Source organism: Aquirufa sp. ROCK-SH2 (genome assembly GCF_054558315.1).
The window spans coordinates 538,372-564,270 of sequence record NZ_JBPXKB010000003.1 but is presented as its reverse complement, the minus strand read 5'-3'; the positions used below and the strand labels follow the sequence as shown (position 1 = coordinate 564,270).

The following is a 25,899-nucleotide window of genomic DNA, read 5'->3' as shown; positions in this document are numbered from 1 at the left end:
TAAGTTAGCCCAAAACAACGAAATTAAGGCAATTTAAACGGGCATTTTTTCACTAAAGCTAAATTCAATTGTTGCAAATATGCATTTCTTGAAATTTCTATCGCACCATATCTTTTCACATTATCATTCATGAATTGAGTATCTAATAAAGTAAATCCATTCGTTTTGAGAATTTGAATCAAATAATGAAAAGCCACTTTGGAGGAATTTGGAACCAAAGAAAACATTGATTCTCCCATAAATGCAGCTCCAAAACTGACACCGTACAAACCTCCTACTAATTTATGATTCAAATATGCTTCTACCGAATGAGCAAATCCAGCTTGATGTAATTTCGTATATAATTGAATGATGTCTTCACTAATCCAGGTTTCTGGATCATTCTGACGTGGAGCAGCGCAATAACGCATCACTTGCTCGAAATTTTGATCGATTCGTATTTCAAAATAGGATTTATTAAGAACAGGCTTCAAAGATTTAGATGGCTTATAAGTTTCAATTGGGATAATGGCTCTAGGATCTGGATTGTACCATGAAATATCACCACTTTCGTCTGCCATGGGAAAAAATCCCGCTTGATAAGCTTGAGCTAGCATTTCAATTGTGATAATATTTTCAACTTCCATAAAATTAATTGTTGGTTTATTGGCATTTTAGCTTTGAATTATTGAAATTGCAAGCTAATTCCGACAAACTTATGGTGAAAAGCCATTGTTTACAAAAAGAATGTTGATAAAATTATCTTACATACGATTAATTTCTCCGATCCGACGAAGGCGACGATACATATTTAGGGTATGATACTATCCCCTATTTATCTGTAATTAATTTATCATTTTTATTTGTCGTCATTGAATGAATTCATATACTGTTCAAGTTGCTAGTCAAGTACATTTTGACCTAGCAGAGTCAATTTGCCACGAAATGGCAGAGTCTGCCAAAGCCCGTGGGACTGGGATCGCTAAGCGTACACCCGAATATTTGAAAGAAAAAATGTCAGAAGGTAAAGCAATTATTGCCACCGATGATGTAACTGGAGAATTTGTAGGCTTTTGTTATGTGGAAACTTGGCAACACGGAAAATTCGTTGCCAATTCAGGTTTAATTGTTAAGCCTGATTATCGAAAATATGGAGTAGCAAAAGCAGTTAAACAAAAAGCTTTTGAACTTTCTAGAACAAGATATCCTGAAGCAAAAATCATAGGCATTACTACCTCTTTGGCAGTAATGAAAATCAATTCAGATTTGGGATACGAGCCAACAACCTTCTCAGAGTTACCAGTAGATGACAATTTCTGGAAAGGTTGTGAATCATGCGTGAATTATGATATCCTTACTAGAACAGAACGTAAAATATGTTTATGTACAGGAATGATTTATGACCCGAATCAAACCGAAAAGAAAACGAACGAAGAATTGGATGAAAAATGGTTATTCCTTAAAAACATTTCCGTTTTCAATACTTTAAAAAAATTCAAAGAAAAATTATTAATGCCCTTTCACAAAAAAGGAAAATCAAAATAATATGAGCAAGCCGAAAGTAATATTAGCATTTAGTGGTGGTTTAGATACATCTTTTTGTGTCAAATATTTAACTGAAGAACGTGGAATGGAAGTGCATTCTGCTTTGGTAGATACAGGTGGATTTTCTCCTGAAGAATTGAAAACCATAGAAGAAAAAGCCTACTCATTGGGCGTAAGTTCACACGTAACTTTGGATGTAGTTCAAGAATATTACCACGATTGCTTGCGATATCTCGTTTATGGTAATGTCTTAAAAAACAATACATATCCTTTATCTGTATCTGCGGAAAGAGTTTTTCAAGCGACAGCTGTTGCTAAATACGCTCAAAAATTAGGAGCAAAAGCCATTGCGCATGGAAGTACAGGTGCAGGAAATGACCAAGTACGTTTTGATGTTGTTTTTAGAATATTAATTCCAGAATGTGAAGTAATTACTCCTATTCGCGATTTACAATTATCTAGAGAAGCTGAAATTGAATTTTTAAAATCGAAGGGGGTTGTTCAAGAATGGCATAAAGCCGCTTACTCTATTAATAAAGGACTTTGGGGAACATCTGTGGGAGGAAAAGAAACCTTGACTTCCAATGGATATTTGCCGGAAGAAGCTTGGCCAACACAGTTGACCAATCACCAGCCACAAAAAATAACCTTAGAATTTGAAAGTGGAGAATTAGTTGGATTAAATGGCAAAAAATCGAGTTCTTCCGTTGCAGCAATTCGCGAATTAACTGAAATCGCAGGTGCTTATGCGATTGGAAGAGACATACACGTAGGAGACACCATTATTGGAATCAAAGGACGTGTAGGATTTGAAGCTCCAGCTCCTTTGATCATCATTAAAGCGCATCATACCCTAGAAAAACATATTTTAACCAAACATCAATTGTATTGGAAACAAAATTTGGGAGATATGTATGGAACATTGCTACATGAAGGTCAATTTTTAGAGCCCGTGATGCGAAATTTTGAAACGTTTTTGGAAAATACCCAATCAAATGTAACGGGAACGGTTCATGTTCAATTAGCACCTTACCAATTCCATATTTTGGGAATTGAATCTAAATATGACTTAATGTCATCTGCTTTTGGTGCCTATGGAGAAATGAATAAAGCTTGGTCAGGTGATGATGTAAGAGGATTCTCGAAAATTGTATCGAATCAAACGATGATTCATAGAAAAGTTAATGAGTAGTTGATGTAAGAGGTAAGAGGTAAGAGGTAAGAGGTAAAAGGTAAGAGGTAAGAGGTAAGAGGTAAGAGGTAAGAGGTAAGAGTTTTCTCTTTTCTCTTTTCTCTTTTCTCTTTCCTCTCTTCTCTCTTCTCTACACTTAAAACTAAAAAAAATGAATGCAAGAATAGGAATTATTGGTGGTGCTGGATATACTGGAGGAGAATTATTACGAATTCTAATCAATCATCCCTTGGTTGATGTGGCATTTGTGCATTCAAATTCACAAGCCGGGAAACCTGTTTATCATACGCATACGGATTTGCTAGGATCCACTAATTTACATTTTACGAAAGAAATTTTTCCTGTAGATGTATTGTTTTTATGTTCTGGCCATGGCGAATCGAAAAAGTTTTTAGAGGCGAATGAGATTGCTTGGCATACTAAAATCATTGATTTAAGTACTGATTTTAGAGATGAATCCAATGGATTTGTTTATGGCTTGGCTGAATTTCAAAAAGAAAAAATTCAATCTGCAACTAAAATTGCCAACCCTGGTTGCTTCGCTACTTCCATTGAATTAGCCATGTTACCTCTAGCAATGAATGGATTGATTTCATCAGACATCCATGTTTCAGCAGTTACCGGTTCTACTGGAGCTGGTCAAGCATTGTCGAACTCAACTCATTTCTCTTGGAGAAACAATAACGCAAGTATATATAAAGCTTTTACCCACCAACATATCACTGAAATTGGGCAAACTTTAAGTTATCAAAGCACATTACCTTTGATTCATTTCATTCCCTACCGAGGGAATTTTTCAAGGGGAATCATGGCGAATGTTTATACCCAATATGCTGGTACCTTGGAAGAAGCAAAGGAACTTTTTGAACAATTTTATCAAAATTCTCCCTTTGTCTTTGTCAGTGATAGTCCAGTAGATGTAAAGCAAGTCGTGAATACCAATAAATGTTTTTTACATTTAGAAGTTCACAATGGGCAATTATTGGTTAGCTCTGTGATTGACAATTTATTAAAAGGTGCCTCAGGTCAAGCGGTTCAAAACATGAACTTAATGATGGGATGGCCAGAAGATTCAGGACTAAAATTAAAAGCAATTGGTTTTTAATTACGTTTAAAAGACAAAATATCAAAATGAAATTATTTGACGTATATCCACTATATCCCATTGAATTGGTCAAAGCACAGGGTTCAACAGTGTGGGATAAGCAAGGAAATGAATATTTAGACCTTTATGGAGGTCATGCAGTTATTTCGATTGGTCATTCTCATCCCTATTATGTGGAAAAAATGACCCATCAATTACAAAACATCGGTTTTTATTCCAATTCAATCGTCATTTCAGGACAAGAAGAATTAGCTGAAAAATTAGGTCGAATTTCTGGTTATACAGACTACAACCTGTTTTTAACTAATTCTGGAGCAGAATCGAATGAGAATGCTCTAAAATTAGCTTCCTTTCATACGGGAAGAAAAAAGGTAGTTGCTTTTAGTCATGCATTTCATGGCAGAACAGCAGGTGCTGTTGCAGTAACAGATAATCCAAGCATTGTTGCACCCATCAATGATACTTCACATGTAACATTCTTGCCATTTAATCAATTAGATGGATTAGAAAATAACATTACCGAAGAGACTTGTGCGGTCATTGTAGAAGGAATTCAAGGGGTTGGTGGGATTCAAGTGGCAAGTGATGAATTCTTAAAAGCACTTAGAAAGCGTTGCACAGAAACGGGAACCATGTTAATTCTGGATTCAGTACAGTGCGGATATGGAAGATCAGGTAAATTCTTTTCACATCAATTTGCAGGCATTCATCCGGATATGATGACTACTGCCAAAGGAATGGGGAATGGTTTTCCGATGGGTGGAGTTTTAATTTCCCCTGAAATAAAAGCAAGTTATGGCCTGTTAGGAACAACTTTTGGAGGAAACCATTTAGCTTGTACCGCAGCTAATGCAGTTTTGGATATCATCGAAAATGAGTCTCTTATTGAAAATGCAGAAAAAATAGGCGATTATTTGATGCATGAATTGAAAGGAATTTCAGGAATTAAAGAGCTTAGAGGAAAAGGTTTGATGATTGGAATTGAATTAGAACAAGCAGTTGGCCCAATCAGAGATGCCTTATTATTCAAGGAAAATATTTTCTGTGGATATGCAGGAAAGCATACTTTACGTCTACTTCCAAGTTTGGGAATAGACCAACAGATAGCCGATCGATTCTTAACAAGTTTGAAGGCTGTACTAAATTAATTGATAATTTAAGGGTAGATTAAAATAAAGGCTTGCTTTTTCAGCAGAAATGTAATTATTTTGCGTTTCTTTTGACTAGGATTTAGTCTTAAATAAAGAAGAACTAATAAAGTATATAATAAATTTTCAATGGCATTAATTACAAAAATTAGAGAGAAGTCGGGTATTGCTGCTGCAGCAATTGCGATCAGTTTAGTATTGTTTCTTGTAGGTAGTGATATTTTTCAAGGCAAATCGTCTTTATTCGGAGGTAATTCTCAGGAAATAGGCAAAATAGCTGGAGAAAGCATCATGATTACTGATTTTCAAAAGAAAGTAGAGGAGGCGACAGCTAATTACACCGCGCAAACAGGAAAAGGTCCTGGAGAGCAAGAGCAAGCAATGATTCGTGACCAAGTTTGGAATCAATATATTTTAGAAATCGCTTACAAAAAAGAATTTGATGCTTTGGGTATCAAAGTTTCGGATGAGGAGTTAATTGATATGGTTCAAGGAAACAATATTCATCCTTCTGTTCGTCAACAATTTACTAACCCACAAACGGGTCAATTTGACAAAACGTTTGTGATTCAGTTTTTGAAAAATTTAAAAACCATGCCTGTTCAACAACAACAAGCTTGGGCTAATTTTGAAAAATCAATTTCACAAGATCGTATTCGTTCAAAATATGAGAACTTAATTCGCCAGTCGACTTACGTGACTCAAGCAGAGGCTCAAAAAGAGTATCAAACTCAAACAGCTAAGTTTAACGCTCGTTTCCTTTATGTTCCTTTCTTCTCTATTCCTGACACAACTGTTAAAGTGACAGATACTCAGTTAGAAGAATATTTAGCAAAACACAAGGACCAATACAAAGGAGCGAATACACGTTCTATTCAATATGTAACGTTCCCTGTTATTCCTACGAAGCAAGATACTGTTGAGTTTTATACATCAATTAAGAAGTTAGCGAAAGACTTAGCGGTTGCACCGAATGATTCAGCATTTGCTATGTTAAATTCAGATGTTCGTACTCCATACTTAGTTTCTTATTCTGAAATTCCTGAGCAAGTAAGAGCTCAATTAGGTACTTTCCAAGTAGGAGGAATCTATGGTCCATTTAAAAATGGCTTAACTTATTCCATTTACAAATATGGTGGAGTAAAGAAAGATACTTTGTTCACTGTTCGTGCTAGCCATATTCTAATTGCTCCTGCGAATAAATCAGATTCAGCTAAAGCTCAAGCGAAAGTTCGTGCAGAGTCTATTTTAACTCAAATCAAAGGTGGCGCAAACTTCGAGACATTGGCTCAAATGAATGGAATGGACGGTACTGCTCAAAATGGAGGAGATTTAGGTTATTTCAAAAACAATGGTTCAATGGTTAAGTCTTTTGAAAATGCTATTTTCGGATTTAATGGTACAGGTTTATTACCTGGTGTAGTTGAAACAGATTTTGGATATCATATCGTTAAGGTAACAGATCCTAAATCAAACACTAGCTATAAATTAGCTGCTATCAATAAAACCATTGCTCCTTCGCAATCAACACTTGATAGAGTTTACACTCAAGCTGATGCCTTTGCAAATGCAAATGGAACATTAGCTGCGTTTGAGGTAGCTTTGAAAAAAGACAAGAACTTAATTATGATGCGTGCCAATCGTTTGGCAGAAAATGCAACAAGCATCAATAACTTAAGCAATGCACGTGAAATAGTACGTTGGGCATTTGATGAAAAAACAAATGTAGGCGATGGTTCTCAAAAAGTATTTGAGCAAGATAATCAATACATCATTGCTTATTTAAGTTCAAAAACAGAAAAAGACAATGTTAAAGTTGATGACTACCGTGAAGAATTAACTGCTCGAGTTAGAAATGATTTGAAAGGAGAAAAAATTGCAAGTAAATTAGCTGCAATCAATGGTTCTTTGGAGCAAATCGCTCAAAAATATGGAGCTGGTGCTTTAGTGGAAAATGTAGCTGATATTACGTTGGCATCTGGTATGTTAAACACTGCTGGTCCTGATCCAATCGCTTTAGGTAGAATTGCTGGTTTGAAAAACGGAAAGCGTAGTAAAGTGTTTGTAGGTGAAAATGGAGTTTACATTGCAGAAAAAACTTCAAGTGTAGCTGCTCCTGCTTTAGCTGATTATTCTAATTATAAAAATCAAATTCAAATGATGGGTGTTCAAAGAGCATCTTTTTACATCAATGAAGCAATCAAAGAAAATGCAAATATTGTAGATAAGCGTTATAAATTCTATTAATATTTCTTAATATTCAACAAGAAAAAGCATTCTGTAAAGGATGCTTTTCTTGTTTATAGTACATTTGTAAAATGAATTTCAAATTGAAAAATTTCTCTTGGCTTTTATATTTGATCATAGGTTTTCTTTTGATCGGAATAAGCCCTTTGATCAAACTCAGATTTGACTTAAGTGAAGAGAAAAAATTCACGATCAGTGAATCCAGCATAAAGGTTTTAAATCAATTAGATGGACCAATAAAAGTCAAGATTTATTTAGGTGGCGACAATCTTCCTGGTGGTTTTAAACGATTGCATCACTCTTTAGTAGAATTACTGGAAGATTTCAAAAAGCATAGTAGTCAAGATATTATCATCGAACAAATTGATTTATACAAAGACTATCCCAATGAAAAGGAAAGACAAGCGCTAATTTTTGAATTAGATTCATTAGGTATCCCTCCAACCAATATCGTTAATAAAGAGCAAGGAAAAGCTGTTTCACTTTTGGTAGTCCCTGGAATTACCATCGAAAAATCTGACCGAGTAATAGGTGCTTTATTGCTAAAAGGAAATCAGTTAAATTCCCCACAAGAAATCCTCAATCAAAGCATTGAAAATTTAGAATATGAAATTATCCAAGTAGTCCATAGCCTTGAAAATAAAGAGAGAAAAAAAATCGGATTTTTTCTAGATTACAGTGGTGTACCTGCAATTAAACAATTAGATTTAATCGCAAGCCTAAGAAAACAATATGACTTATACCCTGTCGATTTAGGCCAATCCCCTACCTTGGTTGGTTTAGATGCCTTCTGCATCATTCAACCCAATAAAAAATTCAATCGCTTAGATCAATTTAAAATCGACCAATTCCTTGTCAAAGGAGGAAAAGGTATCTTATTTTTAGATGGCACAAGAGTAGATACGGTCCAAAATCAAGGATTGGTATTTTCAAGAATTGAAAATGGCTTGGAAGAAATGCTTTTTCATTATGGCCTTCGAGTGAATGCCAACTTAGTGAAGGATGCTCAGCTATGTGGAGCCATTCCACTTGAAGTGGGTAATTTTGGAAATAAGCCCTCCTTGCAATTAATGCCTTGGCCTGCATTTCCATTATTGATGGCTAATCCAAATTCGGTTATTACCAAAAATTTGGATGCTATTTATGCCAAATATCCATCGAGTATTGATACCATATCTGGAAGTAATTTAAAAAAATCAATCTTACTAAGCACAAGTGCTTTCACGCAGACTCAAAATGCCCCAGCAACGCTGCCATTCTCTGCTTCTGGAAAAGACTTTGACCCAGAAAAATACAAGAGTGGTCAGAAGGCGATTGCCTATCTTCTAGAAGGACAATTTAAATCCATGTTTAAAAACCGAATTGCGCCAGACGATACACTTTCTAACTATTTTGTAGAAAATAGTAAACAAAACGGAGCTTTAATTGTGGTTGGAGATGGAGACGTACCTTTAAACTCCATCGATCCAAATACAAAGGGACCAATGGCCTTAGGATTTGATCCATTTTCTAAACATACTTTTGCGAATAAAGATTTTATTTTAAACGCGTTTAACTATTTGTTGGACGACAACAAAAGTTTGTTGGCGAGAAATAAAAATATCCAATTAAGACCCTTGGATAAATCAAAAATAGAGAATGAAAAAAGCTTTTGGCAAGGATTAAACATCATTGTCCCTATACTTTTTGCAGCAATACTAAGTTTACTGATAATCCTTTATAGAAAGTATCAATTCAGTAAATAAAACCTTTGGTATAATACCTAAAATATTTTAACTTCAAGGTTTAATTGCAAAAATTACTCAAACTAAAGAATCAAATTTAATTCTTCCATACTAATGAAATTCAAAGTAGCCTCAAACGTATTGCTTAAGCAAATTTCCGCCATCGGTGGTGTTGTAGCTAGTAATCCTATTATTCCCATTCTAGAAAACATATTAGTAGAATTAGAGGGCAACCAACTAATTTTAACAGCCTCTGATTTACAGACTGTTATGACTACAAGAGTAGAGGTTGATGGATCAGAAAATGGCTCAATTGCTTTACCAGCAAGATTATTATTGGAAACATTAAGAAGTCTTCCTGAACAACCAGTTACTATTTCTGCAGACCAAGGAACATTTGGTGCAGAAATTGCTACAGCAAACGGACGTTTTAAATTAAGTGGAGAAAACCCAATCGATTTCCCTAGAATCCCTGAGGTTAGTAAAAATCAATCCATTTCATTGTCAGCAATGACTTTAGGCGAAGCAATTGCCAATACCTTATTAGCAGTTTCAAATGATGATATGCGCCCTGCCATGACGGGTGTTTTAATTCAAATGACAGGAGATCATACTAATTTTGTTGCTACTGATGGTCACAGATTAGTGAGATACAGAAGAAATGATATCAAAACAGAGGGTCAAAGTTCATTGATCTTACCTAAAAAAGCCCTGGCTCTATTAAAATCTACTTTGCCTTCCGATGATACAGAAGTGAAAGTAGAATTTAGCCAATCGAATGCATTTTTTAGTTTCCAAAGTTTTCAATTGATTTGTCGTATTATCGATGAGCGTTTCCCAGAATACGAAAACGCTATTCCAAAGCAAAACAATAACATTGTTACCATCAATCGTTTGGAATTCCTTAGCTCTGTTAAGCGTATTTCAATATATTCAAATAAAACGACTCATCAAATTCGATTGAAGCTAACTGCGAACAAATTAACCCTGTCTGCAGAAGATTTAGATTACTCGAACGAAGCCAACGAAGCCCTTTCTTGTGAATTTTCAGGAACTGACATGGAAATCGGTTTCAATGCCAAATTAGTCTCTGAATTATTGAGTAATTTAAGTGCTAAATTTGTCGATATTAAATTAAGCGAGCCAAACAAAGCAGGATTAATCATTCCATCGGATCAAGATGAAAATGAAGATATCTTATTGTTGGTAATGCCAGTGATGTTAAATTCTTACAACTAATATCAAATATGAAAACTTCCATTTTATCTTTGATTTTTGGCTTGATGATCACTTTTTCATCCATTGGCCAAGATGCTCCTAAAGGAGTAGAGTTTTTTCATGGCAGTTTTCGCCAAGCCTTAGCAAAAGCAAAAAAGGAAAATAAAATGATCATGTTTGATGCCTACACAACTTGGTGTGGACCTTGCAAAATATTGAAATCAAAAGTTTTCCCAGATAGTGAATTAGGAAATTATATCAATAGTAAATTTATTTCGATTGGTGTTGATATGGAAGCTGGAGAAGGACCTGCATTGGCTAATATGTATCCTTTGGAAGGTTATCCTACTATTTTCTTTTTAGACGCTAACGGAAAGGTGAAAAAAAAAGTATTGGGTCTACCTCAAGGGGGAGCCAAAGAATTATTAGCCATCGCTAAAGCAATCAAATAATTCTAATTTGCCCATCTCATTCTTATCCTTTGTGATTCTTCGCAAAGGATATTTTTTTATCAAAAAATTACTAAATTGTTGAAATAAATATTCATCAATGATTTATCTTTCCCTACTTTCTTTCTTCAAAGACGAACTAATTTCCTTCTTTGGTCTGTATTCCATTTTAGAAATCATACAATCAGGCGACTATTCTAGCTTAAGTACTTGGGACGGACTAAAAGCCTTGATTTCTCCCATTTTACCCTTCCTACTCCTCTTAGAAATCCTTCGTGCTATTATTTACAAGAGATTTAAAATAGATCATTATAGAACTCCCTTCTTGATATTTTTAGGAAACAAAGTTATTTCAAGATTCATTTCTATCGCTGCAGTTTCCTTTTGTATCGTAACCTTAGAACCATACGCACTGCTACAAATTGAACCAACTTGGTATTGGTTTATTTATGCCTATGTCATTTGGGAGTTCGCTCATTTCATCTATCATTATTTAGGCCATAAAGTTCGATTATTTTGGTGTTTGCATTCTACACACCATGCTCCTATTGAAATGAATTTATTTGTTTCCAATGCTCATTTCTTTTTAGAAGCTCCTTACGCAGATATTATCAGAACGAGTATTTGTATTTTAGCAGGTGTGCCTCCTATTTTATTATTTGCTGTGATGTTTGTCGATGGCACTTGGGGAACGTTTATCCATGTTGGTGAAAATATCATAAAAGATGGGCGATTAGGTTTTTTAAACAAATTCTTACTTACACCCTCACACCATCGGGTACATCATGCTAAAAATCCATTGTATATGGATACCAATTTTTGTAACCTTCTTCCTATTTGGGACAAAGCTTTTGGTACATTCCAAAATGAAGATGATAAGATAAAAATTGAATATGGAATCACTCGTGACTACAATCCACAAAATTATTTCGATGTGTATTTTGGTGAAATCTTCCTACTCTTTAAAGACATCTACCAAGCACCAGGAATTGTAAATAAAATCAAATACCTTTTTATGCCACCCGGCTGGAGTCATTTAGGAGACTCAAAGACTGCTAAACAAATCAGAACCGAATTTTTAAAGAGTAAGGATCCTCTTCTTAGTCCGAATGAAGCAACAAACTGTTAAAAATTCAATTCGAATCGATTCGTATTTCAAATAAAGACGATAAGCTCTTCATTAAAATTATTATTTAAAATTATTATTTAAAATAATTCTAAATAGTGTTGCACAAAACAACTAAGTGCAATATATTTGTACTCTATTTATAATTAGTCTAAATAAAATTTAAATGAAAAAAGTCTTCGTATTATTTATTTTATTACTCTCTTTTCCATCATTAGCCCAATTAGGAAGCATTTCAGGTCAAATTAAATCAGAATCGAATGAGCCACTTCCTGGTGCTTCCATCGTATTAGTAGGAACCGTTCGAGGTGTGGAAAGTAATTCATCTGGCGATTATATCATTAAAGGATTAAAGTCTGGGAGTTATACTCTAAAAGTAAGTTTTGTCGGCTATAAGTCGATCTTTCAGGATTTAATAATAAAAGATGGTGAAATGATCAAAGCCAACTTTTTACTAAGTGATGCGAATGAATTGAAAGGTATTTCGGTATATGCTCAATCCGGTGTAAAAGGAAATGCATTTTTACCTCAAGTGAACGAATACACCATCACTGCTGGCAAAAAAAATGAAGTAATTATGCTAGATAATTTGCAAGCCAATTTAGCAATGAATAATTCACGTCAAATTTTTTCTAGAACGCCAGGTATATCTATATGGGAAAGTGATGGTTCTGGTATACAATTAGGAGTCGCCTCAAGAGGTCTTTCCCCCAATCGATCTTGGGAATTCAATGTAAGAATGGATGGTTATGATATAACTCCCGACCCTATGGGCTACCCAGAAGCTTATTATACTCCTCCAATGGAAGTGGTAGATCGAATCGAGATAATTCGCGGAGCCAGTTCCTTACAATATGGACCGCAATTTGGAGGATTAATGAACTTTGTTTTACGTAAACCCAATGTATCGACAAAATTGGTGATTGAAAGTCAAAATACAACTGGAAATAATGGATTATTTAGTTCGTTTAATTACCTAGGTGGTACATCAGGTCGATTAAGCTATACGACTTATTATCAGAAAAGAATGGGCAATGGATGGCGTCAAAATTCCTACTTCAATACCGACCATTCCCACGGAGAAGTTTCCTACGCATTTTCCAATAAATTAAAAATGGGAGCTCAGTTGACCTATATGTACACTCAAAGTCAACAAGCTGGTGGTTTAACAGATATAGCTTTTGCTCAAAATTCTCAACAGAGTACACGCGCCCGTAATTGGTTTAGCAATCCTTGGTTTATTTATGCTCTTACCGCAGACTATCTTATTAACACGAAATCAAAGCTTTCTTTTAAATACTTTGGAACCACTGCTGAACGTAGTTCGGTAGGATTTACTAAATCTATTACGGAAGTAGATCCCATGGGTAGCCGACAAGTTGACCAAGATTACTACCAAACAAATGGCATAGAATTAAGGTATTTGGTTGACTACAGTTTGGGTTCATGGAAAAACACATTAGCCACTGGAATTAGGTATTTTAATGGTGAAATTAAACGAAAACAGCTTGGAGTTGGCTCCAATGGAAGTTCAATGGATTTTGCGATCCAAGGTTTATTTACAAGAGATTTGACCTTTCATAATACCAATTACGCTGCATTCGCAGAAACGATTTTGAGACCTTCTACGCCATTGCTTATTACTTTAGGTGCACGATTGGAGCAAATTGACACACATATGCAAGGACAATCTGGTTTAAGCTCAACCGGCACTCCAATAGCTGCTATTCCTAGTAGTCGGGGAAGAACTTTCGCACTATTCGGCATAGGAACTGAATACAAGATTAGCACTAACAGCAAATTATATAGCAATATAGCGCAAGCATATCGGCCCGTTTTGGCATCCGATTTATTGCCACCGGCGACTTCAGACATAATTGACCCCAATTTAAAAGATGCCAAAGGTTTTAATTTTGACTTAGGTTATAGAGGTGAAATAGGAAATTACTTAACCTTTGACTTCGATTATTTTTATCTTGATTACGATGATCGTGTAGGAACAATTTCTCGTACGAATACAGATGGCAAAATATATCAATATCGAACAAATTTAGGACATTCAGTTTCAAAAGGCATTGAAGCCTATGTAGAATTCAGTCCAACGAGCGCATGGTTAAAAAACCGAAAACTGGGTAACATTTCTATGTTTGCTTCAATTGCGGCAATAAATGCACGTTATATGGACTTTAAAACAACTATTGTTTCAAATGGCCAAATTGTAGAAGGTAACCTTGCTGGCAAACAAGTAGAAAATGCTCCTGAAAAAATTAATCGATTTGGAATTACCTATTCTAAAAAAGGCCTATCCATGAGTTGGCAAATCAGTGATATTGGTTCAACATTTGCTGATGCAAGCAACACAATATTACCCAATGCCGCTGCTACTACAGGACTAATTCCATCTTATCAGGTTCAAGATATTTCTGGTTCTTATAAATTCAAAAAATATGCTCAATTGAAATTTGGAGTAAATAATATAACTGATGCAAGGTATTTCACCAGACGCTCTGGAGGCTATCCAGGCCCTGGATTATTACCGGCAGATGGAAGAACTTGGTATATTGGTTTGAATTTAAAATTTCTCAATTAAATCCAACAAATAAGTTAACACTGATTATTTATAAAATTCTTGAGGTCAAAAATACCCTAAAATCACAAAAGATTGTAAAATCACAACTCAAGCAGAGTTAAATGAATGTATTTTTGACCTTATTAATTTTTTAACCGTGCTATTAAATCCACTAGAAACTCAAATTATAAACGAATTAATCTGTGATCTCTGTTCTAACCTAATAGATGAAGATCAACGAGCATTAATTTCTCAAAATTGCCTAAATGCTTATAAAAATCCATTTGATTACATTCAAGAAAATGAAGAAAATTTGGGATGGATTACTATTTCTCTGGAAACGGCAAATCAATTCATTGCTTCCTCTGTTCCAGCACTTGCCATCTGTCATTGTTTAACGAGTCATTTAAGTAACTTTTTTATCAAAGGATTTGAATTGGACCTCATACATTTGCAAATCAAACAAAAGATTCAGCACAAACGCTTTCCTGAGATAGATAAATACTATAAAACCATCAAAGCAAATGATAAAAAGAAAGTTTCCATCCACTCTTTTGAGAAATACAAAGCTTGGATTTCAAAACAAATCACAAAAATTGATCCCAATTTAACTGCTGTATATTTTGATGATCACTTCAATGATAACTTATATTTGTGCTTAGTTAAAATAGATAAAACACAAAGAATTCTTGCCAATTGCCGTTTATTAGGAATTCACATCAAGTCCATTCATTCATGAAAGCATATTTCATCCTTTGCTTACTTTTTTTAGGAACACATTCAAAATCATTCGCACAATCAACAATCGTTGGTGGGAACCAAGATAAACATGGTTGCTTGCCTTCTGCAGGGTACCAATGGAGTGAGTTAAATAAAGATTGTATTAGGCCATTTGAATTAAAGCTTCAATTAAGCAATAAGTCACACAGTTATAATTGTGGAGTTTTATTTTCCAAAGACAAAAAGAAAGTGGAACTATTCTGTAAAGAAGGTGTCTTTATGCTAAAAAGGATAAAAAACAAAAACGATTTTTATCTTTCTAAAAACGGATGGGTTTTTGAGAAAAATAAAAATCGTTGGATGGTGAAATCAAAAACAAAACAAATACTCTATCAATAATTAGCGTAAATCATTGATTTCTACACCAGGAAATGCTTTTTTATCGAAACTGAAATACTTGTCATCTACACCGGCATTGGCATTCAGTTTAGTGACTTTAAAGTTTTGCTTTTTACCTGATTTGTTGATAATTGTCCATTCTTTGACAGAGGAATCAGACTTATTGATTTTTATACTAATCTTCTGAACTTGTGCTGTTTTAGCATTAGGCGACAATTCCACTGTAACAATTGGACCGGCTTCAGAAACAAGGGACATTTTATAAGCTTTTTTATCAAAAGTATATATTTTGGCTGGACTTAAATCACCTTCATTGGGGTCAAAATTGGAAATATTCACTTCATTAATTTCTTTGATGTAAGTTGATACTTCTTTTCCATTATTGAAGATTTCTTGTCCAGATGTTTTCAAACGAAATTTATTTCCCTTAACAGTGATAGAACCAGTCATTGATGCTCCTCCACCTTCCGTTTGATAGCTAAAATTGGCAGCAAAAGAAGACATTGCTTTGTACTTTTTCTGCATTCCATCAATGTAACTGAGAGCTTTATTTGCTTGAGCCAACGTAAGATGTGAAACCAATAAAACAAGGACAATTAATGTGTAATTTTTCATAATTTTTATCTATAAATTTCTTAGTAATTCTTCTAAACTTGCATCATCTTTTACCAAAACCTCTCGAGCTTTAGATCCACCAAATGGCCCAACAATTCCTGCTGCTTCTAATTGATCGATCAATCTACCCGCTCGATTATATCCTAATTTCAACTTTCTTTGAATCAAAGACGTAGATCCTTGTTGATGCATAACGATTAATCTAGCAGCCTCGTCAAAATACTGGTCGCGATTACTCGGATCAAAATCGCCTCTTTCTTGGCCGCCTACTTCATCTGAATCTGCCTCAGGTAACAAATAAGCCGATTGATAGCCTTGTTGATTACCGATAAAATCACAAATATCTTCCACTTCTGGAGTGTCAACAAACGCGCATTGCAAACGAATAACTTCTGAGCCCATTGATAGCAACATATCCCCCATTCCAACTAATTGATCCGCACCGCCAGCATCAAGGATCGTTCTTGAATCAATTTTAGACATTACTTTGAAGGATAATCGAGCAGGGAAATTGGCCTTAATCGTTCCTGTAATTACATTCACACTTGGTCTTTGAGTGGCAACCACCAAGTGAATACCAATTGCTCTTGCCAATTGAGCTAAACGAGCAATAGGATGCTCGACCTCTTTACCGGCTGTCAACATCAAATCGGCTAATTCATCTATCACCAAGACGATATACGGCATAAAATCATGCTTATTTGGATCAAGACGGCGATTAATAAATTTCTGATTATATTCTTTCAAATTACGACAACCTGCATCTTTCAATTTGTCGTAACGTAAATCCATCTCTTTACACAAGGAATTCAACGTCGCTACAACCTTTTTTGTATCAGTAATAATGGCCTCCTCTGAATCAGGCAAACATGCCAAAAAGTGTCTTTCCAACTTATTAAACAAAGAAAGCTCTACTTTTTTAGGATCAACTAACACAAACTTTAAAGTAGCTGGGTGCTTTTTATAAATCAAAGAGGTTAAAAGCATATTCAAACCTACAGATTTACCTTGTCCCGTGGCTCCAGCCATCAACAAATGGGGCATTTTGGCCAAATCGGCTACAAAAATTTCATTGGAAATATTTTTTCCCAACGTAATGGGTAGATCAAAATTGCATTTTTGGAATTTTTCAGAACCGATCACAGCTCTCACTGGAACCATTTCACGATTCTTATTTGCCACTTCTATACCAATTGTACCTTTTCCTGGCATTTGACCTATGATACGAACGCCCATCGCAGCTAGTGAAAGCGATAAGTCATCTTCTAAAGAAGTAATCTTACTTACCCGCACACCTGCCTTTGGAACAATTTCGTAAAGCGTAACTGTTGGCCCAATTGTGGCTTCAATTTTTTGAATACCAATGCCATAATTCAGTAAGGTTTCAACAATCTTTTCCTTATTTTCTTTCAACTCATCCATTGTTACTTGGGTCGTCTGATTTTTTTGATCATACTCCTTCAGTAAATCGAGTGTAGGAAATTTATACTTCGGTAAATCAGCTGTTGGATCATATAAACCCAATTTAGCTACTAAATCATTGGCAGTAATTTCACCACCTGAAACAGGTACTTCCTCTATGGATTCATCCGCTTCACTGGCCTCCTCTGCCACTTTGTAGGTAAAAGTTAAATCCTCCGTCGGTTCAATTTCAGGAACAGATTGAACTTTCTCATCTGAAAAAGTGATAGGATTAAGCACTTCTATCTCGGTTTCAACCTCCTCAAGCTTCTTCTCGGGTGGTAAATGAGGTCTAAACGTTGACTCATCATCATTATCTTCTCTAACAGAAATATCATCGTCTTCGAAATCCTCATCAAATAATTCATCTGTATCTTCCAATGTTGAAGTGGGATTCGCCAATTCATGATTAGATTTTGATTTAGCTTTCGGACGAGGATTTAATTGATAAAAAATGACTACAAAAACAGCTCCAACAAATACGATGACAAAAACCGACAAATAGCCAATTAATTGTTGAAGTTTTTCATTCAAAAAGTAGCCAAAACCTCCGCCTAAAGAATGAGGCAAATCGAATTGATATACAAAAAAACCAATTAAGATACTTCCCCAAACTACATAAAACAACACTTGCCAAGTTAAATCTCGGATAGAAATCAACTCCTTTTTAAATGCCAAACGAACAGCGGAAAGAATAAATAAGGGAATTAACAAAAAGGATGAAATTCCAAATGTCTTGAATAAAAAGAAATGAGCCACTTTTGCACCAAACAATCCAGCAAAATTATTGACAGGAATATTGCTTCCATCAATGACATCCATCGGACCTAATTCGATCTCACTTTGATCTGAAATCCCTGTGAATAAACTAGAGGTAAATGAAAAAAGCAATAATGCACCAATGATAAATAGAAAGCCAGCAAATATAAATTTTCCTTGGTCGGAACGCATTTGCTTTGCAGCAATATTTTCCTTTTGTTCATCAAAATTCAACTGAAGCGATGAAGGTTTACCTGAAATTTGTTTTGCCATGTAGAGAACACTGATTTAAAGAGTTTAAATTACTAAATTTTAGAGCGATTTACAAAAGAAATTAAAGTCCCGACTTTAAAATTTCTTGATTAATTTCTTTAATTAAACCAGGCCCTTCGTAAATAAAACCTGTATAAATTTGAACCAAACTCGCGCCAGCCTTTATTTTATCCAAAGCATCTTCTCCAGAATGAATCCCTCCTACACCAATGATTGGAATTGTACCATTCGATTTTTTGTACAAATAGGCAATCACTTCAGTGGAACGTTTGTTCAAAGGCTTTCCACTCAAACCACCGGATTCTTTAGTAAGATCTTGTGGAGATTGTAAACCTTCCCTTGATAAGGTAGTATTGGTTGCGATAATACCTGCCAACTTCGTTTCTGAAACAATTTCAATGACATCATCCAATTGCTCATCGGATAAATCTGGAGCTATTTTCAGTAAAATTGGCTTGGGTTTTGATTTTGCATTGTTTAATTTTTGCAAACCCGACAATAATTTTTTCAAAGGCTCCTTTTCCTGTAGGGCTCTTAAATTGGGCGTATTTGGCGAACTAACATTCACCACAAAATAATCTACCCAATTAAATAATACCTCAAAACATTTTTGATAATCTTTATCCGCTAATTCATTGGGGGTAACTTTATTTTTCCCCAAATTCCCCCCTACAATAACTTTCGATTTACGAGCCATTAATCGTTCTTTCATGGCATCTAATCCATGATTGTTAAATCCCATTCGATTAATAATGGCAGAATCTTTCGGCAAACGAAACAAACGTGGCTGAGGATTTCCGTCTTGAGCTTTCGGCGTCACTGTTCCAACCTCAATGAACCCAAAACCTAACTCCGCAAATTCATCAATTAATAAAGCATTTTTATCAAAACCTGCGGCCAAACCAACTGGATTGGGAAATTTAATTCCAAAAACCTCTCTTTCTAAATTGGGATGTTGAAAAGCATAAACTTGACGAAAAATGGATTTCGCAAAAGGCACTTTCATCATTAGTCGAATACTTGTAGCTACAATTTCATGCGCCTTTTCGGGACTAAATAAAAAAAGTAGTGGCTTGACGATTAATTGATAAAACATAAAAATGGGGATTGTAATTGAAAAACGAAATTACAAAAATCAATCAAGATACTTGGAATATGTCAAGGAATTAATGCAAAATAATTAGTCAAAATAAAAATAATACAAATTTCAGGTGGTCAATTAAAAAATACTTCTAATTTTAGACATCCTTCTAGGAAATCAAGCATTTAAAACAATAAAGCCTATGTTAAGTCGTGTTGCCAATTCCATTTATTGGATGAATCGCTATATCGAGAGAGCTGATAATTATGCTCGTTTCATCTCGGTCAATTTTAATCTTGCCTTGGATTTACCCCCCAATGTGCCCGAACAATGGGAGCCTTTAATCGTGGCAACGGCTGATCATTACAATTTCTTTGAGCATTATTCAGCTCCCAATAGAGAAAATGTACTTTACTACATGACATTCGACATTAAAAATCCTAATTCCATCCTTTCTTGTTTGTACAGTGCAAGAGAAAATGCTCGTACCATTAGAGAAAGTATTTCCAAAGAAATGTGGGAATATGTCAATCAAATTTATTGGAAAGTAAAAGACCGTGTGGAAGGAAGCAAAAATTGGGAAATAGCAAGGTACCAAGGTTTTTTAGAGGAAATTAAATCTGGAAGCCAATTATTTTATGGCATTGTAGATTCAACTATTACTAGAGGAGAAGGTTGGCATTTTGGTCAATTAGGCAAACTATTGGAAAGAGCAGACAAAACGACTCGATTCTTGGATGTAAAATATTTCACTTTATTACCAGATATAGATGCGATTGGTTCACCCTTGGATTTATTGTTATGGTCTTCTGTGTTAAAATCAGTCTCTGCTTACAATATGTTTCGGCAACAATACAAAGGGATCACCCCTTCCTATATTGTTGAATTTTTAATTTTAGACAAGAATTTTCCAAGATCAGTGGTACATTGTTTAAAAGATGCTGAATTATCATTGTATGCCATTTCAGGTACTTCATCTGAATCAGGCTTCTCTAATTTGGCAGAAAAGAAATTATCTAAACTTTTGTCTGAAGTAGAATTCACTGAAATTGATGATATTTTATCCACAGGTCTCCATCAGTTTTTAGATAATTTCCAATCAAAAAACAATGAAATCGGGCAAAGTATATTTAATACCTATTTTGATCTAAAGCCTGTCAATTAAATCTTTCATTTGAAATATATATTGTAATTTCGCCAAAATTTTAAATCCCAAAATGACTTTTTGCTTAGGTATTACCGTAAAAGAAGGATTAATCGCTATTGCTGACACAAGAATAACAGCAGGCAATGAGATGTATTCTAATAAAAAAATTTCCATACACGAAATAAATAATCATAGTCTATTCATCATGTCAGCTGGATTAAGATCAGTTAGAGATAAGGCTATAACCTATTTTAATCATACCATAGAGCAAGAAGAAGACTCGTATAATTATATGTTTGAAGCAGCTACTACTTTTGGCACTATGCTTAAAAAAGTAGCTGCTGAGGACAGAGAAACCTTAGAAAAGGAAGGTTACCAATTTAATTTACATGCTATTATTGGGGGACAAATGCCAAAAGATAAAGAGCATAAGCTCTTTTTAATTTTTCCTGAAGGTAATTGGATTGAAATTAATGATGGACTAAAATATCAGATAATAGGTAATTCCAATTATGGAAAACCATTGTTAAATAGGAATTTAACGTATGATACATCCTTAAAGGATGCATTAAAAATGGGCTTTCTTTCTTTTGACGCCACTCAAGTAAGTACGAATGACGTTGACTTCCCAATAGACGTTGTCGTATATGAAAAAGACAGCTTCAAGGCAAAAGAAATCAGACTTCATAAAGAAGATATGCAAGAAATTTCAGATGAATGGAATTTGGCCTTGAGAAAATCATTAGAAAAAATAGACGAAGGCTGGATGAAAAATCTTGTTTCTTTATCCAAATAAGACCCATGATCGCTAAAATAAAGCATAAATTAAAATATACTTATTCTTCTCCCGTTGTATTAGATCCACATATCATCTATTTACATCCAAGAAAAAGTGCCTTATTAACTGTCTTAGATTATTCCTTAGCTATACACCCAAGACCGGTTCAAGTTTCTAAAAATCTAGACCCTGAAGGTAACATTCAAAATATTTTATTCTTCAATGAACCCACAGAAGAATTAACCATCACAATGAATGCCAAAGTGGAAACAACTGAATTCAATCCATTTGATTTCGTTTATTTCCCTTTTGAAAGTAAATTATTGCCTATTACGTATACCAAATCCTATCAAAAAACGCTTAGCCCTTATTTAGGTTTAGAAGGTGTCACTACGATCGTTGAACAAGTAGCTCGACAAATTGGCTCTGAAGTTCAGTGGAAAACCTCCGAATTTCTTACGGCATTGAATGAATTTATTTATAAAAACTTTGCTTACGAGATTCGGGAAGAAGGGCCACCAAATTCCCCAGAATTCACGTTAACCCAACGAAAAGGGACTTGTAGAGATTATGCCGTTCTTTTCTCTGCATTATGTCGTGCCTTAGGATTAGCTACTCGATTTGTGAGTGGATATTATACGGGCATTGCTCCAGTTGATTTACCGAATCAAAGTCATTATTTACACGCTTGGGTGGAAGTTTATTTACCTGGCGGTGGTTGGAGAGGTTACGATCCTACGCAACATGAAGTTGTATCTGGTAATCACATCCCTTTAGCAGCTTCTTGCCTAGCAGAAGAAATTACTCCAGTCTTTGGCTCATACCGAGGAAATGCGCAATCTACATTGGAAACGGAGGTTTTTATTGAGAGAGTTTAGAAGATAGAAGAGAGAAAAGAGAAGAGAGAAAAGTAATGTACCTCATACATCTTACATCATACATCATACATCATACATTTTACATCTTACCCTACCAACAACTGCGCTAACAAATAATCGGCTATTAAAATGGCGATACAAGAATTGGTAACAGCAGCGGTACTCGATTTGCCCACTTCATAAGCTCCACCGCTGGTATAAAACCCTTGAAAAGAAGCAATGGTAGCTACAATAAAAGCAAAAACCACAGACTTCACTAAGGCAAAAAACATATAATTTCCTTTGAAATCAAATTGCAATCCATGTACATAAGCTTCAGGAGTAATAGCACCTGTTAACCAACCAGCTACATAACCTCCCATGATGGCCAAAAAACAAGCTAAGGTTACTAACATGGGAAACATCAACATGGAAGCAATGATTTTGGGCAAAACCAAATAGGAACTAGAATTAATCCCCATTACTTCCAAAGCATCAATTTGCTCTGTAATACGCATAGTTCCTAATTGACCTGCAATATTGGATCCTACTTTTCCACTTAAAACCACGCAAGTGATGGTCGGACCCATTTCTAAAATCGTAGAATCTCTTACAATTAAACTGATAATATACTGAGGCACAAATGGGTTATCCATGTTGGCAGCAGTTTGAACACAAGTAACGGCACCTAAAAAAGTAGATACTATTGACACAATCAAAACAGAACTAATACCAATATCCATACATTCCTGCATGACCAAAGAAAAATAAACCCTAAATTTTTCAGGATTTGTAAATAGCTTACTCAGGAAGATTAAATATTTACCTAATTTTGACATGCGTAAATCTAAAAGATTGCAATAAAGCATCAAATATAATGAACAAATCCGTAGTAATTAGTGGAGGAAGCCAAGGAATTGGTAAAGCACTCGTAAAAAAATTCTTGAATGAAGGTTTTAAAGTCTATACATGTGCTAGAAAAAAAGCTGGATTAGATCAATTAATAGAAGAATGTCAATCAGATTTATTGAAAACATTCGTAGCTGATTTGAGCAATAAAAATGAAGTAATGGATTTTGCCGATTGGATTTTGACACATGAAAAAAGCATTGATGTTTTAATCAATAATACAGGCGTGTTTTTACCTGGACAAATTCAAAATGAAGAAGATGGCGTTATTGAAAAGCAAATCAACACTAATTTATACAGTGCTTACCATTTAACTCGGAAATTATTACCCCAATTTATTCAAAACAAAAGCGGCTATATTTTCACTATTTGCTCCACTGCGTCGATTACTGCTTATACGCATGGAGGCTCCTATTGCATTAGTAAATTTGCTTTATTGGGATTCACAAAAGTATTAAGGGAAGAATTAAAAAATTCAGGGGTTAGAGTAAGTGCTGTTTTACCCGGTGCGACCTTAACTGCTTCTTGGGATGGAGTAGATTTACCCAAAGAACGATTTATTCCTGCAGAAGATATTGCAAGTACCATTTTTGGCGCCTACCAACTTTCGCCCTCTACGGTCATTGAAGAAATTTTAATTCGCCCTCAATTAGGTGATATTTAATAGACAATACCATGCAACCATTAGCTGAACGAATGCGTCCTTCCAAATTGGAAGATTATATTGGTCAAGATCATTTAATGGGTCCCAATAGTCCATTAAGAAAAGCATTAGATGCAGGGCATTTACCTTCGTGTATTTTATGGGGTCCTCCAGGTGTTGGAAAAACAACACTTGCCTCTCTAGTGGCAAATACCTTAAAAAGGCCATTTTATACACTCTCAGCGATACAATCAGGCGTAAAAGAAGTTCGAGAGATCATTGAACTTGCCAAAAGAAATAAACTATTTGATAGTCCTTCACCCATATTATTTATCGATGAAATACATCGTTTTTCAAAATCACAACAAGATTCATTGCTCGGTGCGGTTGAAAAGGGAATCGTTACATTGATTGGAGCAACGACAGAAAATCCATCTTTTGAGGTAATTTCAGCGCTACTTTCCCGATGTCAAGTATATGTATTGGAGGCGCTAAAAGTGGAAGATCTTCAAAAAATGTTGGATAAAGCAATTTTGACAGATCCATTATTTATTTCAAAAAAAATAACTTTAAAAGAAACAGAGGCTCTTTTTCACTTTTCTGGTGGAGATGGCCGAAAATTATACAATCTATTTGAGCTCATTGTTTCTTCAGAAAATAGCCCAAAAATCACCATAACCAACTCGCTTGTAACCGAGCGGTTACAAAACAATTTGGCTTTGTATGATAAAGATGGAGAGCAGCATTATGACATCATTTCAGCATTTATCAAGTCGATCAGAGGTTCAGACCCTGATGCTGCCATCTATTGGCTAGCAAGAATGTTGGCTGGAGGAGAAACATTGGAATTTATAGGACGACGCTTATTAATACTTGCTGCCGAAGATATTGGTTTGGCAAACCCAAATGCCTTGTTATTGGCACAATCTTGTTTTGAATCTATCCGAGTAATAGGCAACCCAGAATCAAGGATAATTTTAGCTCAAACTGTCATCTACTTAGCAACCTCCGCGAAAAGTAATTCAGCCTATCAAGCCATCAACTCAGCTTTGCAATTTGTTCAACAAACAGGTAATCTTCCAGTACCCTTGCATCTTAGAAACGCCCCTACCAAATTAATGAAAGATTTGAATTATGGAGCTGATTATAAATATCCACATGATTACCCTGGAAATCATGTCGCTCAAAATTATTTTCCTAGCATGAATGACTACCCTCAATTTTATCATTCAGGACAAAACCCGGCGGAAGAAAAAATCAATGAAATTCAGAAAATCAGAAAAAAACAAAATTAATCATGACATTCCATCATGAGCAAAGCACCTGATTGATAGGATATTTTCACCATTCCGTCTTGCTTCGACTCATTACTTGAACTCGTTTGGATACCCAAGGCTAACTTCTCATGGTTCAAATCATACAATAGTCCAGAACTTTTAACGTGATGCGCTTCACCTAATGGCATAATCGACAAAGGAGTTTTGGCTGGATACCATTTCTCAAAGACTTTTGGTAATGGATAAATCAAAGAATAATCATCAATCATAACAATTTTCAACCGATCTGAATATCGAACCATGGAATGAAAATTATTTAAGGTATGATCCATTCTTTTTCCTGTTGCCCAAACAACATTAACAGCCGAATGTCCCTCTTCCAACAAATAATCAAATGCTTTTTCTAAATCGGTTTTGTCTTGATTCGGCGTGAAAACACGTTTCATCGGATAAGAAGATAAGTCTATTTCGTCCAAAACTATTTCACGATCAAAATCCCCTAACCATACATCTACCTTTACTCCTAACTGATACACATGTTCCAAAGCACCATCTAAGACTACGACAGTCGGAGTCCATTCCAACAACTGATTTAATATATCCATGGAGCACATTTGTCCATTGGCTATGATTAGTGCAGGTTCTTGTTTTTCTCGAATGATATGATGTGAAGACATG

At 35.1% G+C, this 25,899-nt stretch carries 23 protein-coding genes; 17 read left to right on the top strand and 6 right to left on the bottom strand.

Features of this window, described 5'->3' with window-relative positions; all coding sequences use genetic code 11:
- Nucleotides 1-23: 23 nt before the first annotated feature.
- Nucleotides 24-626: a leucyl/phenylalanyl-tRNA--protein transferase gene (gene aat / locus V7S79_RS09570; RefSeq protein WP_459490362.1), complete on the bottom strand. Its 603-nt coding sequence runs from the start codon at nt 624-626 to the stop codon at nt 24-26.
- Nucleotides 627-855: 229 nt separating this feature from the next.
- Here aat and V7S79_RS09565 point away from each other — a divergent pair, with 229 nt between their 5' ends.
- From V7S79_RS09565 to V7S79_RS09510, 12 genes are all read left to right on the top strand, one after another.
- On the top strand, nt 856-1,524 hold the full coding sequence (locus V7S79_RS09565; RefSeq protein ID WP_459490361.1) for a GNAT family N-acetyltransferase: 669 nt from the start codon (nt 856-858) through the stop codon (nt 1,522-1,524).
- A 1-nt stretch (nt 1,525) separates the two neighbouring features.
- A complete protein-coding gene (gene argG / locus V7S79_RS09560; RefSeq protein ID WP_459490360.1) occupies nt 1,526-2,716 on the top strand; it encodes an argininosuccinate synthase in 1,191 nt (396 codons plus the stop codon).
- 151 nt (nt 2,717-2,867) lie between these two features.
- Nucleotides 2,868-3,821, top strand: a complete 954-nt coding sequence (gene argC / locus V7S79_RS09555) for an N-acetyl-gamma-glutamyl-phosphate reductase (protein ID WP_459490359.1) — start codon at nt 2,868-2,870, stop codon at nt 3,819-3,821.
- Between the two features lie 26 nt (nt 3,822-3,847).
- The gene (locus V7S79_RS09550; RefSeq protein ID WP_459490358.1) at nt 3,848-4,969 is read left to right on the top strand and encodes an aspartate aminotransferase family protein; all 1,122 of its coding nucleotides are present in this window, start codon (nt 3,848-3,850) and stop codon (nt 4,967-4,969) included.
- 129 nt (nt 4,970-5,098) lie between these two features.
- Nucleotides 5,099-7,216, top strand: a complete 2,118-nt coding sequence (locus V7S79_RS09545) for a peptidylprolyl isomerase (RefSeq protein ID WP_459490357.1) — start codon at nt 5,099-5,101, stop codon at nt 7,214-7,216.
- A 71-nt stretch (nt 7,217-7,287) separates the two neighbouring features.
- Complete coding sequence (gene gldG, locus V7S79_RS09540) at nt 7,288-8,961, top strand: gliding motility-associated ABC transporter substrate-binding protein GldG (RefSeq protein WP_459490356.1); 1,674 nt, start codon at nt 7,288-7,290, stop codon at nt 8,959-8,961.
- 93 nt (nt 8,962-9,054) lie between these two features.
- Nucleotides 9,055-10,179, top strand: a complete 1,125-nt coding sequence (gene dnaN / locus V7S79_RS09535) for a DNA polymerase III subunit beta (protein ID WP_459490355.1) — start codon at nt 9,055-9,057, stop codon at nt 10,177-10,179.
- Nucleotides 10,180-10,187: 8 nt separating this feature from the next.
- Nucleotides 10,188-10,610, top strand: a complete 423-nt coding sequence (locus tag V7S79_RS09530; protein WP_459490354.1) for a thioredoxin family protein — start codon at nt 10,188-10,190, stop codon at nt 10,608-10,610.
- A 97-nt stretch (nt 10,611-10,707) separates the two neighbouring features.
- Nucleotides 10,708-11,736, top strand: coding sequence for a sterol desaturase family protein (locus tag V7S79_RS09525; RefSeq protein ID WP_459490353.1), 1,029 nt, complete (start codon nt 10,708-10,710; stop codon nt 11,734-11,736).
- Nucleotides 11,737-11,899: 163 nt separating this feature from the next.
- Nucleotides 11,900-14,323: a TonB-dependent receptor domain-containing protein gene (locus tag V7S79_RS09520; protein ID WP_459490352.1), complete on the top strand. Its 2,424-nt coding sequence runs from the start codon at nt 11,900-11,902 to the stop codon at nt 14,321-14,323.
- Between the two features lie 136 nt (nt 14,324-14,459).
- Nucleotides 14,460-15,041, top strand: coding sequence for a hypothetical protein (locus tag V7S79_RS09515; RefSeq protein ID WP_459490351.1), 582 nt, complete (start codon nt 14,460-14,462; stop codon nt 15,039-15,041).
- Nucleotides 15,038-15,421, top strand: a complete 384-nt coding sequence (locus V7S79_RS09510) for a hypothetical protein (protein WP_459490350.1) — start codon at nt 15,038-15,040, stop codon at nt 15,419-15,421. Before V7S79_RS09515 ends, V7S79_RS09510 begins: the two co-directional genes overlap by 4 nt.
- On the opposite strand, the gene V7S79_RS09505 is transcribed toward V7S79_RS09510, so the two are convergent.
- The 3 genes from V7S79_RS09505 to V7S79_RS09495 all read right to left on the bottom strand — a co-directional run bounded on the left by V7S79_RS09505 (nt 15,422) and on the right by V7S79_RS09495 (nt 19,625).
- Complete coding sequence (locus V7S79_RS09505; protein WP_459490349.1) at nt 15,422-16,036, bottom strand: LolA family protein; 615 nt, start codon at nt 16,034-16,036, stop codon at nt 15,422-15,424.
- A 9-nt stretch (nt 16,037-16,045) separates the two neighbouring features.
- Nucleotides 16,046-18,529 (bottom strand): FtsK/SpoIIIE family DNA translocase, encoded by a 2,484-nt coding sequence (locus V7S79_RS09500; protein ID WP_459490348.1) that lies wholly within the window; start codon nt 18,527-18,529, stop codon nt 16,046-16,048.
- Nucleotides 18,530-18,590: 61 nt separating this feature from the next.
- Nucleotides 18,591-19,625: a quinone-dependent dihydroorotate dehydrogenase gene (locus V7S79_RS09495; RefSeq protein WP_459490347.1), complete on the bottom strand. Its 1,035-nt coding sequence runs from the start codon at nt 19,623-19,625 to the stop codon at nt 18,591-18,593.
- Between the two features lie 187 nt (nt 19,626-19,812).
- On the opposite strand from V7S79_RS09495, the gene V7S79_RS09490 reads away from it, so the two are divergent.
- Genes V7S79_RS09490 through V7S79_RS09480 form a run of 3 tightly spaced genes read left to right on the top strand, consistent with a single transcriptional unit; the run spans nt 19,813 to nt 22,413 of the window.
- The gene (locus V7S79_RS09490; RefSeq protein WP_459490346.1) at nt 19,813-20,775 is read left to right on the top strand and encodes an alpha-E domain-containing protein; all 963 of its coding nucleotides are present in this window, start codon (nt 19,813-19,815) and stop codon (nt 20,773-20,775) included.
- A gap of 52 nt (nt 20,776-20,827) precedes the next feature.
- Complete coding sequence (locus V7S79_RS09485) at nt 20,828-21,553, top strand: peptidase (protein ID WP_459490345.1); 726 nt, start codon at nt 20,828-20,830, stop codon at nt 21,551-21,553.
- Between the two features lie 5 nt (nt 21,554-21,558).
- Nucleotides 21,559-22,413, top strand: a complete 855-nt coding sequence (locus V7S79_RS09480; RefSeq protein ID WP_459490344.1) for a transglutaminase family protein — start codon at nt 21,559-21,561, stop codon at nt 22,411-22,413.
- 86 nt (nt 22,414-22,499) lie between these two features.
- On the opposite strand, the gene V7S79_RS09475 is transcribed toward V7S79_RS09480, so the two are convergent.
- The gene (locus V7S79_RS09475) at nt 22,500-23,231 is read right to left on the bottom strand and encodes an MlaE family ABC transporter permease (protein WP_459490343.1); all 732 of its coding nucleotides are present in this window, start codon (nt 23,229-23,231) and stop codon (nt 22,500-22,502) included.
- 38 nt (nt 23,232-23,269) lie between these two features.
- On the opposite strand from V7S79_RS09475, the gene V7S79_RS09470 reads away from it, so the two are divergent.
- The gene (locus tag V7S79_RS09470; RefSeq protein ID WP_459490342.1) at nt 23,270-23,965 is read left to right on the top strand and encodes an SDR family oxidoreductase; all 696 of its coding nucleotides are present in this window, start codon (nt 23,270-23,272) and stop codon (nt 23,963-23,965) included.
- Nucleotides 23,966-23,976: 11 nt separating this feature from the next.
- A complete protein-coding gene (locus V7S79_RS09465) occupies nt 23,977-25,239 on the top strand; it encodes a replication-associated recombination protein A (RefSeq protein WP_459490341.1) in 1,263 nt (420 codons plus the stop codon).
- Here the strand turns inward: V7S79_RS09465 and V7S79_RS09460 are convergent.
- The gene (locus tag V7S79_RS09460; protein ID WP_459490340.1) at nt 25,236-25,898 is read right to left on the bottom strand and encodes a thiamine diphosphokinase; all 663 of its coding nucleotides are present in this window, start codon (nt 25,896-25,898) and stop codon (nt 25,236-25,238) included. The genes V7S79_RS09465 and V7S79_RS09460 overlap by 4 nt on opposite strands.
- Nucleotide 25,899 lies beyond the last annotated feature (1 nt).

Coding starts and splice junctions, on each gene's coding strand:
- V7S79_RS09485 (WP_459490345.1), top strand. CDS start 20,828: ATGACTTTTTGCTTAGGTATTACCGTAAAAGAAGGATTAATCGCTATT.
- V7S79_RS09545 (WP_459490357.1), top strand. CDS start 5,099: ATGGCATTAATTACAAAAATTAGAGAGAAGTCGGGTATTGCTGCTGCA.
- V7S79_RS09525 (WP_459490353.1), top strand. CDS start 10,708: ATGATTTATCTTTCCCTACTTTCTTTCTTCAAAGACGAACTAATTTCC.
- V7S79_RS09500 (WP_459490348.1), bottom strand. CDS start 18,529: ATGGCAAAACAAATTTCAGGTAAACCTTCATCGCTTCAGTTGAATTTT.
- V7S79_RS09470 (WP_459490342.1), top strand. CDS start 23,270: ATGAACAAATCCGTAGTAATTAGTGGAGGAAGCCAAGGAATTGGTAAA.
- dnaN (WP_459490355.1), top strand. CDS start 9,055: ATGAAATTCAAAGTAGCCTCAAACGTATTGCTTAAGCAAATTTCCGCC.
- argC (WP_459490359.1), top strand. CDS start 2,868: ATGAATGCAAGAATAGGAATTATTGGTGGTGCTGGATATACTGGAGGA.
- V7S79_RS09530 (WP_459490354.1), top strand. CDS start 10,188: ATGAAAACTTCCATTTTATCTTTGATTTTTGGCTTGATGATCACTTTT.
- V7S79_RS09490 (WP_459490346.1), top strand. CDS start 19,813: ATGTTAAGTCGTGTTGCCAATTCCATTTATTGGATGAATCGCTATATC.
- aat (WP_459490362.1), bottom strand. CDS start 626: ATGGAAGTTGAAAATATTATCACAATTGAAATGCTAGCTCAAGCTTAT.
- V7S79_RS09480 (WP_459490344.1), top strand. CDS start 21,559: ATGATCGCTAAAATAAAGCATAAATTAAAATATACTTATTCTTCTCCC.
- V7S79_RS09510 (WP_459490350.1), top strand. CDS start 15,038: ATGAAAGCATATTTCATCCTTTGCTTACTTTTTTTAGGAACACATTCA.
- V7S79_RS09550 (WP_459490358.1), top strand. CDS start 3,848: ATGAAATTATTTGACGTATATCCACTATATCCCATTGAATTGGTCAAA.
- V7S79_RS09520 (WP_459490352.1), top strand. CDS start 11,900: ATGAAAAAAGTCTTCGTATTATTTATTTTATTACTCTCTTTTCCATCA.
- V7S79_RS09565 (WP_459490361.1), top strand. CDS start 856: ATGAATTCATATACTGTTCAAGTTGCTAGTCAAGTACATTTTGACCTA.
- V7S79_RS09495 (WP_459490347.1), bottom strand. CDS start 19,625: ATGTTTTATCAATTAATCGTCAAGCCACTACTTTTTTTATTTAGTCCC.
- V7S79_RS09475 (WP_459490343.1), bottom strand. CDS start 23,231: ATGTCAAAATTAGGTAAATATTTAATCTTCCTGAGTAAGCTATTTACA.
- V7S79_RS09465 (WP_459490341.1), top strand. CDS start 23,977: ATGCAACCATTAGCTGAACGAATGCGTCCTTCCAAATTGGAAGATTAT.
- V7S79_RS09460 (WP_459490340.1), bottom strand. CDS start 25,898: ATGTCTTCACATCATATCATTCGAGAAAAACAAGAACCTGCACTAATC.
- gldG (WP_459490356.1), top strand. CDS start 7,288: ATGAATTTCAAATTGAAAAATTTCTCTTGGCTTTTATATTTGATCATA.
- V7S79_RS09505 (WP_459490349.1), bottom strand. CDS start 16,036: ATGAAAAATTACACATTAATTGTCCTTGTTTTATTGGTTTCACATCTT.
- argG (WP_459490360.1), top strand. CDS start 1,526: ATGAGCAAGCCGAAAGTAATATTAGCATTTAGTGGTGGTTTAGATACA.